The 14963-nt window shown below is 50.5% G+C and carries 12 protein-coding genes; 7 read left to right on the top strand and 5 right to left on the bottom strand.

Features of this window, described 5'->3' with window-relative positions:
- Positions 1-48: 48 nt before the first annotated feature.
- Positions 49-1275: a pyridoxal phosphate-dependent aminotransferase gene (locus ABUL11_RS00545; RefSeq protein ID WP_350281990.1), complete on the bottom strand. Its 1227-nt coding sequence runs from the start codon at positions 1273-1275 to the stop codon at positions 49-51.
- Positions 1276-1411: 136 nt separating this feature from the next.
- On the opposite strand from ABUL11_RS00545, the gene ABUL11_RS00540 reads away from it, so the two are divergent.
- The 3 genes from ABUL11_RS00540 (at position 1412) to ABUL11_RS00530 (ending at position 5086) form a co-directional block, all read left to right on the top strand.
- A complete protein-coding gene (locus tag ABUL11_RS00540) occupies positions 1412-1795 on the top strand; it encodes an Mth938-like domain-containing protein (protein WP_350281915.1) in 384 nt (127 codons plus the stop codon).
- Positions 1796-1886: 91 nt separating this feature from the next.
- Positions 1887-4259 (top strand): phosphoenolpyruvate synthase, encoded by a 2373-nt coding sequence (gene ppsA / locus ABUL11_RS00535; protein ID WP_350281914.1) that lies wholly within the window; start codon positions 1887-1889, stop codon positions 4257-4259.
- A complete protein-coding gene (locus ABUL11_RS00530) occupies positions 4259-5086 on the top strand; it encodes a pyruvate, water dikinase regulatory protein (protein ID WP_350281913.1) in 828 nt (275 codons plus the stop codon). The genes ppsA and ABUL11_RS00530 overlap by 1 nt, the downstream gene beginning before the upstream one ends.
- Before the next feature lie 29 nt (positions 5087-5115).
- On the opposite strand, the gene ABUL11_RS00525 is transcribed toward ABUL11_RS00530, so the two are convergent.
- Both ABUL11_RS00525 and ABUL11_RS00520 read right to left on the bottom strand, forming a co-directional pair.
- Positions 5116-5640, bottom strand: coding sequence for an NlpC/P60 family protein (locus tag ABUL11_RS00525; RefSeq protein ID WP_350281912.1), 525 nt, complete (start codon positions 5638-5640; stop codon positions 5116-5118).
- A 144-nt stretch (positions 5641-5784) separates the two neighbouring features.
- Entirely contained in the window at positions 5785-7473 is a 1689-nt protein-coding gene (locus ABUL11_RS00520) for a glutamine--tRNA ligase/YqeY domain fusion protein (RefSeq protein ID WP_350281911.1), read from the bottom strand.
- A gap of 280 nt (positions 7474-7753) precedes the next feature.
- On the opposite strand from ABUL11_RS00520, the gene lysS reads away from it, so the two are divergent.
- The 3 genes from lysS (at position 7754) to ABUL11_RS00505 (ending at position 11328) form a co-directional block, all read left to right on the top strand.
- Positions 7754-9262, top strand: coding sequence for a lysine--tRNA ligase (gene lysS / locus ABUL11_RS00515; RefSeq protein WP_350281910.1), 1509 nt, complete (start codon positions 7754-7756; stop codon positions 9260-9262).
- 107 nt (positions 9263-9369) lie between these two features.
- On the top strand, positions 9370-10029 hold the full coding sequence (locus ABUL11_RS00510; RefSeq protein WP_350281909.1) for a hypothetical protein: 660 nt from the start codon (positions 9370-9372) through the stop codon (positions 10027-10029).
- Positions 10030-10074: 45 nt separating this feature from the next.
- A complete protein-coding gene (locus ABUL11_RS00505; RefSeq protein ID WP_350281908.1) occupies positions 10075-11328 on the top strand; it encodes an amidohydrolase family protein in 1254 nt (417 codons plus the stop codon).
- A 56-nt stretch (positions 11329-11384) separates the two neighbouring features.
- Here ABUL11_RS00505 and ABUL11_RS00500 read toward each other — a convergent pair whose 3' ends face one another.
- Positions 11385-12359 (bottom strand): MBL fold metallo-hydrolase, encoded by a 975-nt coding sequence (locus tag ABUL11_RS00500; RefSeq protein ID WP_350281907.1) that lies wholly within the window; start codon positions 12357-12359, stop codon positions 11385-11387.
- Between the two features lie 17 nt (positions 12360-12376).
- Complete coding sequence (acs, locus tag ABUL11_RS00495; RefSeq protein WP_350281906.1) at positions 12377-14344, bottom strand: acetate--CoA ligase; 1968 nt, start codon at positions 14342-14344, stop codon at positions 12377-12379.
- 285 nt (positions 14345-14629) lie between these two features.
- Here acs and rpsT point away from each other — a divergent pair, with 285 nt between their 5' ends.
- The gene (gene rpsT, locus ABUL11_RS00490; protein ID WP_350281905.1) at positions 14630-14893 is read left to right on the top strand and encodes a 30S ribosomal protein S20; all 264 of its coding nucleotides are present in this window, start codon (positions 14630-14632) and stop codon (positions 14891-14893) included.
- Positions 14894-14963 lie beyond the last annotated feature (70 nt).

Here is a 14963-nt window from a genome sequence, read left to right as displayed (position 1 = left end):
GGGGCAAGTCAGTTGCCCGCTCAGTTACTCGTTTTTGCGCGGACGGGATCAACTGTCGTGGCGGGTGCGATAACGGTCGAGAAACTTCGCGATCCGGCCGATTGCTTCTGTCAGATCATCACTGTTGGGTAGAAACACGATCCGAAAATGATCGGGTTGCGACCAGTTGAACCCGGTTCCCTGTACCACCAGCACTTTCTCTTCCAGCAGCAGATCCAGGGCAAACTGTTCATCATCTTTAATTGGATAGTAGACGGGATCGAGCCTTGGGAACAGGTACAGTGCACTCTGAGGCTTGAAGCAGGTCACGCCGGGGATGTCGGTCAGTAGTTTCCAGGCCAGGTCACGCTGCCGTTTCAGCCGGCCGGTAGGCATGGTGAGGTCATGTATGCTCTGATAGCCGCCTAATGCAGTCTGGATGCCGAATTGTGCTGGGACATTGGCGCACAGGCGCATCGATGCCAACATGTTGAGCCCGGTAATGTAATCCCGTGCATGAGCTTTGTTGCCGGAAACGACGGCCCAGCCGGAGCGAAAGCCAGCTGCACGGTAATTCTTGGACAGACCATTGAATGTAACGAATAAAATATCATCGGCCAGTGAGGCGGCCGAGATGTGGCTGGCAGAGTCGTAAAGGATTTTGTCGTAGATCTCATCAGCAAAAATGATCAGATTGTTACGTCGGGCAATTTCAATGATCTCGCGCAACAGATCATCCGGGTACAGCGCACCGGTCGGGTTGTTTGGATTGATGATTACGATGGCCCGGGTTTTACTGCTGATCCGGGCTTTTATGTTTTCCGGATCGGGCAACCAGCTGGATTGTTCGTCACATGTGTAATGACGTGCAACCCCGCCGGCAAGTGAGATAGCTGCCGTCCACAGTGGGTAATCCGGCGAGGGAACCAGTATTTCATCGCCATTCTCCAGCAGCGCTTGCGTGGCCAGCATGATCAGTTCCGATACACCATTTCCGATATAAATGTCATCCATCTGCACGTTGGCGATATTTTTTTCCTGCGTGTAATGCATGATGGCTTTGCGGGCAGCAAACAACCCTTTGGAATCGCAATAACCCGATGCCGCAGAAAGATTGCGGATGACATCCTGCAGAATCTCGTCCGGCGCCTCGAATCCGAAGGAAGCAGGATTGCCAATGTTGAGCTTGATAACGCGCTGGCCTTCATCCTCCATTTGTCTGGCGCGATCGAGAACCGGGCCGCGTATGTCGTAGCAGACATTATCGAGTTTGCTGGATTTCTTGATGGGTTGCATGGGAGTCACGAGATGTTCGATACGAAAAAAAGCATACCATGTTACGCTAGTCTTCGTTCGGGTGAAAATGGTCGGCCAAACTGCCCGGATTACCCGATTGAGATCAAAACTGACTATTTTGTAATGAGGAGTTTCCATGAAGCTGCATCTTTCGGATTCTTCCGGTTTGAATGTGTTTTCCGGCTATGGAGAGGGTTATGTCGCCGTCAATCAGGTGCGATACACAGATAATATGATCGTACTGCCGAACCGAATCATCGAGCACTGGCAGGCGAACAGTATCAGCCGGTTAGGTATGGAACATTTTGATGCATTGCTGGCCATGCAACCTGAGATCATTCTGCTCGGGACGGGGATATCGTTGCAATTCCCCGATACCTCGCTGATGAGAACCATACTTTCTCGTGGTATCGGGTTTGAGGTGATGGATACGCAGGCTACTTGCAGGACCTACAATATCCTGTCGTCGGAAGGCAGGCATGTGGCGGCTGCGATACTGGTTCGATCCGCAGGTGAGTAGTACCCGGTATCCGTATATTTTGGCTTTGGCAATAACCGGGAAAGATGCGAGTTATATGGTGTCGACCCTGTTTTCCAATGGAGAGTAAGTTATGACGGATCATCCTGACTATATTTTGTGGCTGGATCAGGTGGGTATGCATGATATCGCGAGCGTGGGCGGTAAAAATGCCTCGCTGGGGGAGATGATCGGCAATCTTGCCCGGGCCGGTGTGAAGGTACCTGGGGGATTTGCCACGACGACGCATGCTTATCGGGAATTTCTCGAAATCGATGGTCTGGGTGATCGTATCAGTCAGAAATTATCGGATCTGGAAGTGGATGATGTGACGGCGTTGGCTGATACGGGTAAATCGATCCGTTCCTGGCTGCTTGCTGCTCCATTGCCGGATAATTTGCTGAAAGCAGTGACCGGAGCTTATCAAAAGCTGGTTTCCGATATGGGGGAAGAGGTGTCCTTAGCCGTGCGTTCATCGGCAACAGCCGAGGATCTGGCAGATGCATCCTTCGCTGGTCAGCAGGAGACATTGCTGAATGTATATGGACTCGAAAACCTGATCGATGCCATCAGAGAAGTATTTGCCTCCCTTTATAACGATCGGGCCATTGCTTACCGGGTTCATCATGGATTCCAGCATGATCAGGTATTTTTGTCTGCAGGTGTGCAAAGGATGGTACGCAGCGACCGGGGAACCAGTGGTGTAATGTTTACGCTCGATACCGAATCCGGTTTCCGGGAAGTGGTGTTCGTTACTTCCGCTTATGGTCTGGGTGAAACCGTTGTGCAGGGGACGGTCAATCCGGATGAGTTCATCGTTTACAAACCCAATCTTGAAGCGGGGTTGCCGGCGATCCTTTCACGCCGCCCGGGAGCCAAGGCCATCGAGATGGTTTACAGCGATGAGCAGGGGCAGGCGACCGAGATCCGGCCGGTATCACCTGATCGAAGCCAGCGTTTCAGCCTGTCGGACGAACAAATTGAATCACTGGCGCGACAAGCAGTGATCATCGAACAGCACTATAACCGTCCGATGGATATCGAGTGGGCGCTCGATGGAATCGATGGGCAGATTTATATTGTCCAGGCTCGTCCTGAAACAGTGAAAAGCCGTGCTGAACAATCGATCGAGCAGTTTCGCCTGGATGAACGCGGACAGGTGCTGATACAAGGGCGCGCCATCGGCCAGAAAATTGGACAGGGCAGGGCACGAGTTATTCTCGATGCCAGGCAAATGTCGGAAGTTCAGCCAGGGGATGTTCTGGTAACGGATATGACGGACCCCGACTGGGAACCGATCATGAAACGTGCTGCAGCGATCGTGACCAATCGTGGTGGGCGTACCTGTCATGCAGCGATCATTGCGCGGGAGCTGGGCATCCCTGCGGTGGTCGGGTGTGAGCAGGCAACCGCGAAAATCAGTAATGGCCATGCGGTGACCGTATCCTGCGCCGAAGGGGATACCGGTTTCGTTTATGAAGGATTGCTTTCTTTCCAGCGTATGAGCTCAGAGATCGGCGCACTGCCCGAGTTGCCGGTCAAGATGATGCTGAATATCGGAAATCCGGCCCAGGCATTTGCGTTTTCGCGTCTGCCCAATCAAGGGGTAGGGCTGGCGCGCCTGGAATTCATCATTAATAACGCCATCGGTATTCACCCCAGAGCATTGCTGGAATTCGACACATTGCCCGACGATCTGCAAACATCGATCAGGAAGCAAATGGCTGGTTACCCCGATCCAGTGTCTTTTTATGTTGAGAAACTGGGGGAAGGGGTTGCCACGCTGGCGGCGGCTTTTCATCCGCACCCCGTGATCGTGCGTTTGTCTGATTTCAAATCCAATGAATATGCCAATCTGATTGCCGGAGATCGTTTCGAGCCACAGGAAGAAAACCCGATGATCGGGTTTCGGGGTGCTTCGCGTTATCTTGCCGATTCTTTCCGTGCCTGTTTTGAGCTGGAATGCCGAGCTTTGCACAAGGTACGTGATGATATGGGGTTTACCAATGTCGAAGTGATGGTTCCCTTTTGTCGCACACTGGAAGAAGCACAGCAAATTACAGAATTGCTGACAGCTAACGGGTTGAAGCGCGGAAGTAACGGGCTGCGCCTGATCATGATGTGTGAGATTCCTTCCAATGCTGTACTGGCTGAGGAATTCCTTGAATACTTCGACGGGTTTTCGATCGGATCGAATGATATGACTCAACTGACGCTCGGGCTGGATCGTGATTCGGGGCTGGTTGCTCATTTGTTCGATGAACGCAATCCAGCTGTTAAGCGGCTGTTGAAGATGGCGATCGATGCCTGTCACCGGCAAGGAAAATATATCGGTATTTGTGGCCAGGCGCCTTCCGATTATCCGGATTTTGCCCGATGGCTGATTGAACAGGGTATCAGCAGCCTGTCACTCAACCAGGATACGGTGGTGAGTACCTGGCTGTATCTCGCTGATGAGAGGCGGTAATGCTGCAACGGAGTGTTTTTTTCTTGTCCGATCGTACGGGTATTACTGCTGAAACCCTTGGCCACAGCCTGCTGACCCAATTCGATGGAATAGAGTGGAAGAAGCATTATGCTTCTTTTCTGGATAGTGCTACCAAGGCACAGGCGGTCATTGAACAGATCAATGCCGTTGCAGAACAGGAAGGGCGGCCTACACTGGTATTCAGTACATTACTCGACCCGGTCATGCTTGCTTCCATCCGGCGGGCAGATTGTGTGCTTTTCGACTTTTTCGAGACTTGTCTGGGTACGCTGGAAGCAGTATTGCAACAGTCCCCTGCCCGTATACCCGGACGCTCTCATGTTCTCAGACAGGACGCTTCCTATTTCCGGCGTATCGCCGCGATTCAGTATTCGCTCAACAGTGATGACGGCGCCAATGCCAAAATGCTTGCCGATGCTGATGTGATAGTGGTGGGTGTCTCACGCACGGGTAAAACCCCGGTTTGTGTATATCTTGCTTTGCAGTACGGGGTACTCGCCGCCAATTATCCGTTTACACCGGAAGACATGGGGGCGATACAACTTCCATCATTATTGCAGCCTTTCCGTAAAAAACTGTTTGGATTGACTCTGAACACGTCACGACTCCAGTCCATACGTGAAGAGCGTTATCCTGGTAGTCATTACGCTTCGTTTGCAGAATGCCAGCGCGAACTGCAGTGGCAGAACGAACTATATAAACAGCTCGATATTCCTTCTATCAACACAACCGATGTGTCCATAGAAGAAATCAGTGCATCGATTATCAACAAGGCTCATTTGGAACGCCGTCAGCACGGAACCTGATTGAGGGCCGTTCTAACTGCTACCTGGTCTCAGATCCTGACGGCTTTCCAGTACTTGGATTTCCAGTAGATATTATCCAGTTGAGATATGGTCACGCCTTTACGGGTCGAGACGTGAAGGAATTGTCTGCTGTCGAGATAAATTCCCACGTGTTGTGAATATCTGCCTGTTTTGAAAAATACCAGATCACCCGGCATCAGTTTGTTCTGGTTGATTTCACTACCAAGGTTTGCCTGCGAAAGTGCAGTTCTGGGTAATGATAGGCCGAACTCTTGTTCGTAGATAATTTTGACAAATGCCGAACAATCTATCCCCGAGTGATCCGACCCGCCCAATCGATAGCGAACACCACGCCACTCCTCATATTGGCTGTACAGACGATCTCGCACGAAGTACGAATACGGATTGTTTTCCGTTGTTTTATCGGGAGTAACAAACGCGGGTTTATGCCAATGACGTGAAATCTTTTCCTGATTTGAATCTTTCGGGAGAGAACTGCATCCCACCACCATGCCAGTACCGAGCAACAGAATGACAATGTGTTTTAAGGACATATTTTCAATTCGTGTTGTTAAAACAGAAATCGAGTATAACAAGAAAATAATCAGGCCGTGGGATAAGTAAAACCATTTTCAGGAGATATATAAAAATATCCGTAATATGCTGATGTGCTTTATGCTGCTGCTGATCTATTCGTTTTAAATTGATTTCTTTGTGATTTTTTCCCAGGTATTGCGCAGAGATGCAGTACGGTTGAATATCGGTTTCCCCGGTCCGGTATCTGCCAGATCTGCCACGAAATAGCCGTGGCGCTCGAACTGGAATCGCTGTTCCGGCTGTGCTTCGCATAACGAGGGTTCGACATACCCGGTAATGACTTGTTTGGAATTCGGATTCAGCGAAATTTTGAAATCCTTGCCTTCTGTATCGGGGTGCGAGTCGATGAACAGGCGGTCATACAATCTGATTTCAATGGCTCTGGCATACGCGGCTGACAACCAGTGAATATTACCGCGTACCTTGCGAGTTTCAGCTCCGGCAGTGCCACTTTTGGTGTCCGGGTCATAAACACAGTGGATTTCCAGAATTTCTCCCTGATCATCCTTGATGATACGGGTACATTTTACGATGAATGCATAGCGTAATCGTACTTCTCCACCGGGTGCCAGGCGAAAAAAGCCTTTTTCCGGTACCTCCATGAAATCTTCGCGCTCGATATAAAGCTGTTTCGTCAGGCGCAGTTCGCGTGTGCCAAGCTCGGGTTTTTGCGGATGATTAGGTGCGTAGCAGGTTTCTTCATGGCCATCCGGGAAATTATCGATGATCAGCGATACCGGGTCGAGCACTGCAATGCGGCGCAGGGCGCGCTCATTGAGATCTTCACGCAGGCAATCTTCGAGGATAGTCATATCGATCCAGGAATCCGCCTTGCTGATGCCAATGCGTTCCGCGAACAGGCGGATCGATTCCGGTGTATAACCGCGGCGACGCAAACCAGCCAGTGTATTCATACGCGGATCGTCCCAGCCATCTACCAGCTTGTTTTCTACCAGTTCGATCAGCTTGCGTTTGCTCATCACGTTGTAGGTCAGATTCAGCCGTGCAAATTCTATTTGCTGCGGATGGCAGGGAATTTTTTCTGCCAGCTGATTCAGTACCCAGTCGTATAGCGGTCGATGATCTTCGAACTCCAGCGTGCAGAGCGAGTGGGTAATACGCTCCAGTGCATCGGAAATGCAATGGGTGTAATCGTACATTGGGTAGATGCACCATTTATTACCAGTGCGCTGGTGGTGGATGTGGCGGATACGATAGATGACCGGATCGCGCAGATTGATATTGGGTGAGGTCATATCGATTTTTGCACGTAACACATGCGCTCCATCCGGAAATTCTCCTGCACGCATGCGCCGGAACAAACCGAGATTTTCTTCTGCGGAGCGATCACGATAAGGACTGTTGGTACCTGCTTCAGTCAGGGTTCCGCGCAATCTGCGGATTTCGTCAGCCGGCAGGCTGTCCACGTATGCTTTGCCTTGTATGATCAGATATTCTGCAAATTCGTATAACTGATCAAAGTAATCAGAAGCGTAGTAAAGATGTTTCTTCCAGTCAAAACCCAGCCAGCGGATTGATTCGATAATGGCATCGACATATTCCTGAGCTTCTTTTTCAGGGTTTGTATCATCGAATCGCAAATGGCAGACGCCGCCATATTCAAGGGCAAGTCCAAAATTCAGACAAATACTCTTTGCATGACCGATATGCAGATAACCGTTCGGTTCGGGTGGAAAACGTGTTTCCACTTGTCCATTCCATTTACCGGTACGGTTGTCTTCCTCAATGATGTTGCGAATGAAATGAGCTGGAGATGAAGGTGTATTCACAAGTATTTTTCGTTTTATTTCAATGGGATGCTGATCGATACGATGGAATGATCGGCTGTACATGAAGCTGGAACGTGCACTTGGGCAGAGGGCCCTGTTACATACGCCACAGACCTTCCCTCAGATGGTTTTTCGTTGGACCGTTAGAATGGGTTGGTCAAAGTGACTATATAATACACGTTGATAGGGCAGGCAGCAGCGACTCAAAGGTAGCCATGCTGCCCAATACAATAACAAAAAATTTTATACCAATAAAAATTACGGAAAACGTGGAATAGATATGACCCAGGAAGAGATATCCGGTATTTCCCAGGATGAAAACAGCCTTATTGCAGAACGCCGTTTGAAACTGACTGCACTGCGCCAGGCCAGCAATGTGTTCCCGAACGATTATCGTCGGGATAGCCTGGCTCGTATTCTGCATGAAAAATATGATGGCTGCTCCAGAGAGGAGCTGGAGAGCAGTCAGATAAAGGTAAAAGTTGCCGGGCGCATGTTGTTCAAACGTGTGATGGGGAAGGCGAGCTTTGCAACGATTCAGGATATGAGCGGGCGGATACAGCTCTATATTTCTAATGATCATACCGGCGAAACTGTTCATGAAGCATTCAGGCATTATGATCTGGGGGATATTCTCGGGGCGGAAGGGATTTTGTTTAAAACCAGAACGGATGAATTGTCGCTGCGAGTGACACAGCTTCGTCTTCTGACCAAATCGTTGCGGCCCTTACCGGAAAAATTCCATGGGCTGGCCGATCAGGAACAGAAATACCGGCGCCGGTATCTCGATCTGATTACGAATGAAGATACACGCAGGGTGTTTGCGATTCGTTCGAAGATCATTCAGGCGATTCGTGCGTTCCTCGTTGATCTGGATTATCTCGAAGTTGAAACGCCGATGATGCATTCCATTCCCGGCGGTGCCACTGCGCGCCCTTTTGTGACTCATCATAATGCCCTGGATATGGCGCTGTATCTGCGCATTGCTCCGGAACTTTATCTGAAGCGGCTGGTGGTGGGCGGCATGGAAAAGGTTTTCGAAATCAACCGTAATTTCAGGAATGAGGGCATATCTACCCGCCATAATCCTGAATTTACTATGCTGGAGTTTTATGAAGCTTATCAGGACCACAATTACCTGATGGATCTGACGGAATCCATGCTGCGTGAAGTCGCGCTGAAGGTATCGGGAACGACCCGCATCGTTTATCAACAGCGCGAAATGGATCTGGCACAACCTTTTGGCCGGCTGACCATCGCGCAGGCGATCCTGAAACATCATCCTGAATATTCCGAAGCGCAAATCAGTGATCGGACCTTTCTAACTAAAACCTTGCAGACAAAGGGAGTTGCCTTCAATCCTGATAGTGGAATCGGCGGGCTGCAACTGGCTCTTTTCGATGAAACGACCGAACATTTGCTGTTTGAACCCGTATTTATTGTTGATTACCCGGCTGAGGTTTCTCCGCTGGCACGTCGTAATGATGTCAACCCGGAAATTACCGATCGTTTTGAACTTTATATTGCCGGGCGGGAAATTGCGAACGGATTTTCCGAATTGAACGATCCTGAAGATCAGGCCAGTCGCTTCCTCGAGCAGGCCAGGGCAAAAGAGGCCGGTGATCTGGAAGCCATGCATTATGATGCTGATTATATTCAGGCATTGGAATATGGGCTGCCGCCAACCGCAGGAGAAGGAATCGGAATCGATCGGCTGGTGATGTTGCTGACCGATTCCCCAAGTATTCGTGATGTGATTCTGTTCCCGCAGTTGCGCAAGGAAGATTGATCAGCTGTTGAAAAGCCGCTTTGCACTAATTTCCAAGGGAGCTTCAGATAGCGGGAATCGACGCCGATATACTGCTGCATTACATCTCTGATCATTCTGGAGTCAGTATGTCCGAGTACATGGCACGTATTTTTTGTAAAAAGGCAATGCTTTTTCTATTACTCACTGGAACAGGTATAGCCGGACATATTCCGGTTTCGGATGCCCGGCAGGTTGCAGAGGCAATCGACGCGGATACATCCACCGGGTATCAGGAAATCAGGGATCGGAGAAAATCTAGGCCGGCAGCCGTACTTTCTTCTACGGAAGCCGGGCAGGATAACAGCGGATTGAAGAAACCTTCCTATCGTCGTACCAGAAGCACAGATGCGGCCGCAGCTTTTACTCCGCCGCGGTCGCTTGCACCAGGCCGTTGCGGAATTGTTGATCATATCGAATTCGTGAGGCAGCTATATCATGGCGATTCTGGTAGTGCAGGTACGTTCATTTCGGGGATGGCAGCCATACCATATGGTCAGCATGGAGAGAAATTATTTTATGCTGATGTAGCGGTGGCCGGAAGCAGCGGATATTTTCCAACTCACAAGAATATCGTGGAGCCGATTTATTTTAAAATCAGCTTATTGGCGGATGACGGCAATTATTATGTCATTACGCAGCGAATCCCCCCGCAATTCCAGACAGGAGAGTCTGTCAAGCTTGGTCACTCCGGTCTTCTGGAGAAAGCTGATTGCGTGATGCAAAATCCAGAGGCGATGCAACGGTAACGCCATCTTCATTTCCATCTCCAAATTGACCAGCGGCATTTTTGCATGAAGATACAAAATTTTACTGATATTTTTTCTGATTGCATGCAGCATGTTCACTGTTTCCATGTTGCCGTGGCGATGGCGATATTTTTTTCTGTGCAGGTGTATGCACAGGAAACCGGCTCTTCGTCTCTATTACTGCATGCTGCGCAGGTTTTTGATGGGAATGAAATGCACAGCGGTTTGTCGGTGCTGGTGAAAAACGGAAAAATTGTAAAAATTGCACCACGTAACTCGTTTGAAACAGGTAATGCATCGACCGATATCGATCTGGGTGATGCAACCTTGCTGCCAGGGTTTATCGAATTGCATGCTCATTTGGCTTTCCAGAAGGTACCGGCAGATATCGTGTTGAGGCATGGGGTGACCACATTGCGGGATGTGGGTGGTCCTGTGCACCAACCTTATGGGGGAGATGGCAGTTTGCGTGTGCTTACTTCGGGACAGATTATCACTGCGCCGCACGGGTACCCGATCGTTACCATGGGTGCCAAGGATTTGGCGATTCCTGTTGCCAGCGAAGCAGAAGCACGGGAAGCCGTACGTCATCTGATTGGTGAGGGTGCAGTGGTCATCAAGATTGCATTTGAACCTGGCAGGGAAGCAGGTGCGCCCTGGTCTTCACATCATGATCACGCATACCCTGATGCTGCACATACCGCTTCGCATGACCAGTCGGCATGGCCCATGTTGTCAGAGTCCATTGTCAGGGCTATTGTCGATGAAGCTTACCGGCATCAGCGTAAGGTATCGGCTCATGTGGCGGAGTCATCGGGTGTACAGGTAGCGTTGAATGCCGGAGTCGATGAATGGGCGCACATGCCTTGTGAACCGATTTCTGAGTCGTTGTTGAAACAGGCCAAGGCACAGAATGTCACGATCATCAGCACGCTCGATACGCTCTCAAAATGTAGTGGGATTGCGCACAATACGGCGATCTGGGCAGAACTCGATGGTGAATTGCTGTATGGAGCGGAAATTGCTCACCCCGATATTCCCTGGGGGATCGATGCACAAGAGTTGATGTATCTGATGCATCTGGCAAAAATGAAGCTGCCGGATGCATTGCGGGCAGCCACGGCAAAAGCCGGTCAGTATCTGGGCATCCCCCTGCTGGGAACGATACAACCTGGTGCTCCGGCTGATCTGATCGCAATTCGGGGTAACCTTGAGCAACAGTTGAAACGGTTGGAGCATCCTGATCTCGTAATTTCCGGTGGACATATCGTCGTCAACCATTTTGGCTCATTACCGTAACATGCCTCCTGATGATGCAGGCAGCAACGGATGATAGTCTGCGGGGGAGTGTGTGTTTAGCTTGCTGCCTGCCTTGATTGCTTGAGGGTCTGTTCCAGCCAGATTTCAAGCCCCTGTGCATTGAGCTTGATGTCGGTCTGCAGTAGCGAGAGGGCGGCATCCCGGGTGAGAGTACACCGATGGGCAGCCAGTCGCTCCAGGAGCAGATCCTGCAGTGCTTTTATGATGATGGGCTGCCGGTCCTGAATTTCTATAGTCTGCTGTGCGATGTCGACGAAAGTATCGATGAGCACATGCATCTGCGATGCATGGTGCGAAAGATTGCGAATGCGACCATAATGTGTGAGAAATGCCTGCTCGGGGTGCGATGCCATGAGCCGGTCGATGGAAGCATGAGCAGCTTCAGGGTCGAACTGCACGGGGGATGTTGTCGGAAAAACGAATTCCAGCCCGTCCACATCGAATTCACGATAGGAGACACCGAAGGTATCGCCAGTGAAGATGGATTTGCTGCGTGCATCGTGTATGCAGTAGTGATGTCGTGCATGTCCCGGCGTATCCAGCAGATGCAGCGGTCGGCCGTTCAGTTCGACAAGCGTATTATCAGGTGCCTCGATGATACGTTCAGCTGTAATTGGATGAATCTCGCCATAGACGCGCCGGAATTCGGATTCACCATATACGGCCATGACACCGGCGATCAGCTTGACAGGGTTGGCCATGTGTGATGCGCCACGCGGATGTACCACCAGCTTGGCATTCGGCAACTGTCGCATGAATTCGCTGGCACCGCCAGCATGATCGAGGTGGATATGGGTGAGAAAAATATAATCGATTTGTTCGGGGGTGATCTGTTTGTGTGCCAGTGCCGCCAAGGTGCCCGGAACGGAGAAACGGGTACCGGTATCTACCAGAGCAGCTTTATCTCCTTCCGTGATCAGGTGAATGGCTGCACGTCCGGGACGATGATAGCGGGCATCGATGACGCTGATCCCGTTCGGATGGTCGATGATGGCAGGGAGTTGTTCCATAAGTTGGCAGATTCCGGTTATACCGCTTGGCTGAGTTGTTCTAGGATTACCGGATTTTCCAGTGTTGAGACATCCTGGGTAATGGTTTCACCTCTTGCCAGGGCGCGCAGGAGGCGTCGCATAATTTTGCCGGAACGTGTTTTGGGCAGATTTTCACCAAATCGGATTTCTTCGGGGCGAGCAATTGCACCGATCTCGCTGGTGACCCATTCACGTAAAGTTGCAGCAATTTCAGCAGCTCGCTGGTCATCAGGCAGTTTTTCTCTCAGTGTGACAAACGCTACGACCACTTCTCCCTTGATTTCGTGCGGTTTCCCTACAACAGCTGCTTCGGCAACCAGAGGATGTGCCACCAGTACGGATTCGATTTCCATGGTACCCAGACGATGGCCGGAGACATTCAGAACGTCATCAACCCGTCCCATGATCCAGAAATAGCCATCCTGGTCCCGATGAGCCGAATCGCCAGCAAGATAGTAACGACCACCGGCAATATCCGTTGGAAAGTAAGTTTTTCTGAATCGTTCAGGGTCATTCCATAAGGTACGTAACATCGAAGGGAAGGGGCGCTTGATCACCAGAAATCCGCCTTTCCCCTGTTCTACCGGGTGGCCGGTTTCATCTACCACTGCAGCATCGATGCCGGGTAGCGGGAGAGTGCAGGAGCCGGGTTTGGTCGATATGGCACCGGGAGCAGGAGCGATCATGTGACAACCAGTTTCGGTCTGCCACCAGGTATCGACCACCGGGCAGCGTGACTGGCCGACGACCGTGTAATACCACATCCATGCTTCCGGGTTGATCGGCTCACCTACTGATCCAAGCAGGCGCAATGAAGAAAGATCATATTTTGCGGGCAGATCGGATCCCAGTTTGATCAGTGAGCGGATGGCAGTGGGGGCAGTATAAAAAGTCGTGATCCTGTGTTTCTGAATGATTTCCCAGAACCTCCCGGCATGCGGATGAGTCGGGGTTCCTTCAAAAATCACCTGAGTTGCGCCGATGGCAAGCGGGCCATAGGCGACATAGCTGTGCCCGGTAACCCAGCCTACATCTGCAGTACACCAGAATACATCGTCTGCATGATAGTCAAATATCCACTGCATGCTGGTTACCGCCCCGAGCAGATAGCCAGCTGAGGAATGTTGCACGCCTTTTGGTTTTCCGGTCGAACCTGAGGTATACAGTGTAAACAGAGGGTGTTCGGCATTGATCCATGCCGGCTCGCATTCATCTGATTGTCCGGCAACAAGCTCATGCCACCAGTGGTCCTGTTCCGGCCGCCAGGTAATCCCCGTACCCGTGTGCCGGAAAACGATGACACTGTGGACCGTGGCTGTGTTACCCATCGCCAGAGCTTCGTCTACGGTTGCTTTCAGTGGATGGTGCCTGCCTCCGCGGGTCTGTTCATCTGCGGTGATTACGGCAGATGCACCGGCATCAATGATGCGCTCGCATACGCTCTTTGCCGAAAAACCGCCGAATACTACCGAATGGATGGCGCCAATGCGTGCACATGCCTGCATCGCAACCACAGCTTCAATCCGCATGGGCATATAGATGACGATACGGTCACCTTGACGGATTCCAAGTGATTTCAGTCCGTTGGCAAAACGACAGACCTGGCGGTGTAACTCACGATAGCTGCAGTGATTCACCTCTCCTTCGTCAGATTCAAAAATAATGGCAGTTTTGTCAGCTTGGGTTGCCAGGTGTCGATCCAGACAATTCCACGAAATATTCAGTTCGCCATCGTCGAACCATTTGTAAAAGGGCGGATTGGCGTCATTGAGAGCTCGTGTGAAAGGTTTGTGCCAGGTAATGTACTGTTTTGCGAGTTTTGCCCAAAAGCCGGTATAGTCATGCTCGGCTTCCTGACGCAGAGTTTCATAGGCTTCCCTTCCGGATAGATTGGCGTTCCTGATAAATTCACTGGCAGGGGGAAATACCCGGTTTTCATGCAAAATTGATTCGATCGTGGCCATGCTGCTCCCGTTCGGCTGAATTAGTGCTTTAGTTGATTCGCAATTGTATCATTCAGCAAAAGAAGCCAGCGATGCAAACACTGATTTGAAGGTTAACTGTACAGAATCAAAGTGATCTGCACTTGATTCAACATGTGTAATCTTCCTGATAAAGGGGATTAATGGAAAAGGACACCGGCAAGGCCGTATTATCGATTTTTGCATTAAGCACGAAATGAAAGTAAAATCGCGCGGTTCGAAATATTAATGGGCAGTATATTAAATTTAACGGAGAACTAGAGAAATATGGCAAATACGGCACAAGCTAAAAAGCGGGTGAGACAAACCGCCAAGCAGCGTGAGCGGAACTTTGGGTTGCGGTCCAAGCTGCGTACTGCGATTAAAAGTGTCAGAAAGGCAATAGCGGCAGGTGATAAGAATGTGGCAGAAACTGTGTTCAGAAAAACAGTGAGTGTCATCGATTCAATCGCAAGCAAAGGGATAATTCACAAAAATAAGGCATCGAGGCATAAAAGCCGTCTTTCCGGTGCAGTTAAGGCAATGGGTTGATTCTGACCCGCATATATTACGGAGGAGAGAGATGAGACTAGGGGAGTGGCTGAGGGGAATATTGCTCTGT

Origin of the sequence: Nitrosomonas sp. (assembly GCF_040256045.1) — a bacterium.
Taxonomy (GTDB): Bacteria; Pseudomonadota; Gammaproteobacteria; order Burkholderiales; family Nitrosomonadaceae; genus Nitrosomonas.
The sequence above is the reverse complement of the archived record's forward strand: the minus strand, read 5'-3'. Positions and strand labels throughout refer to the sequence as shown.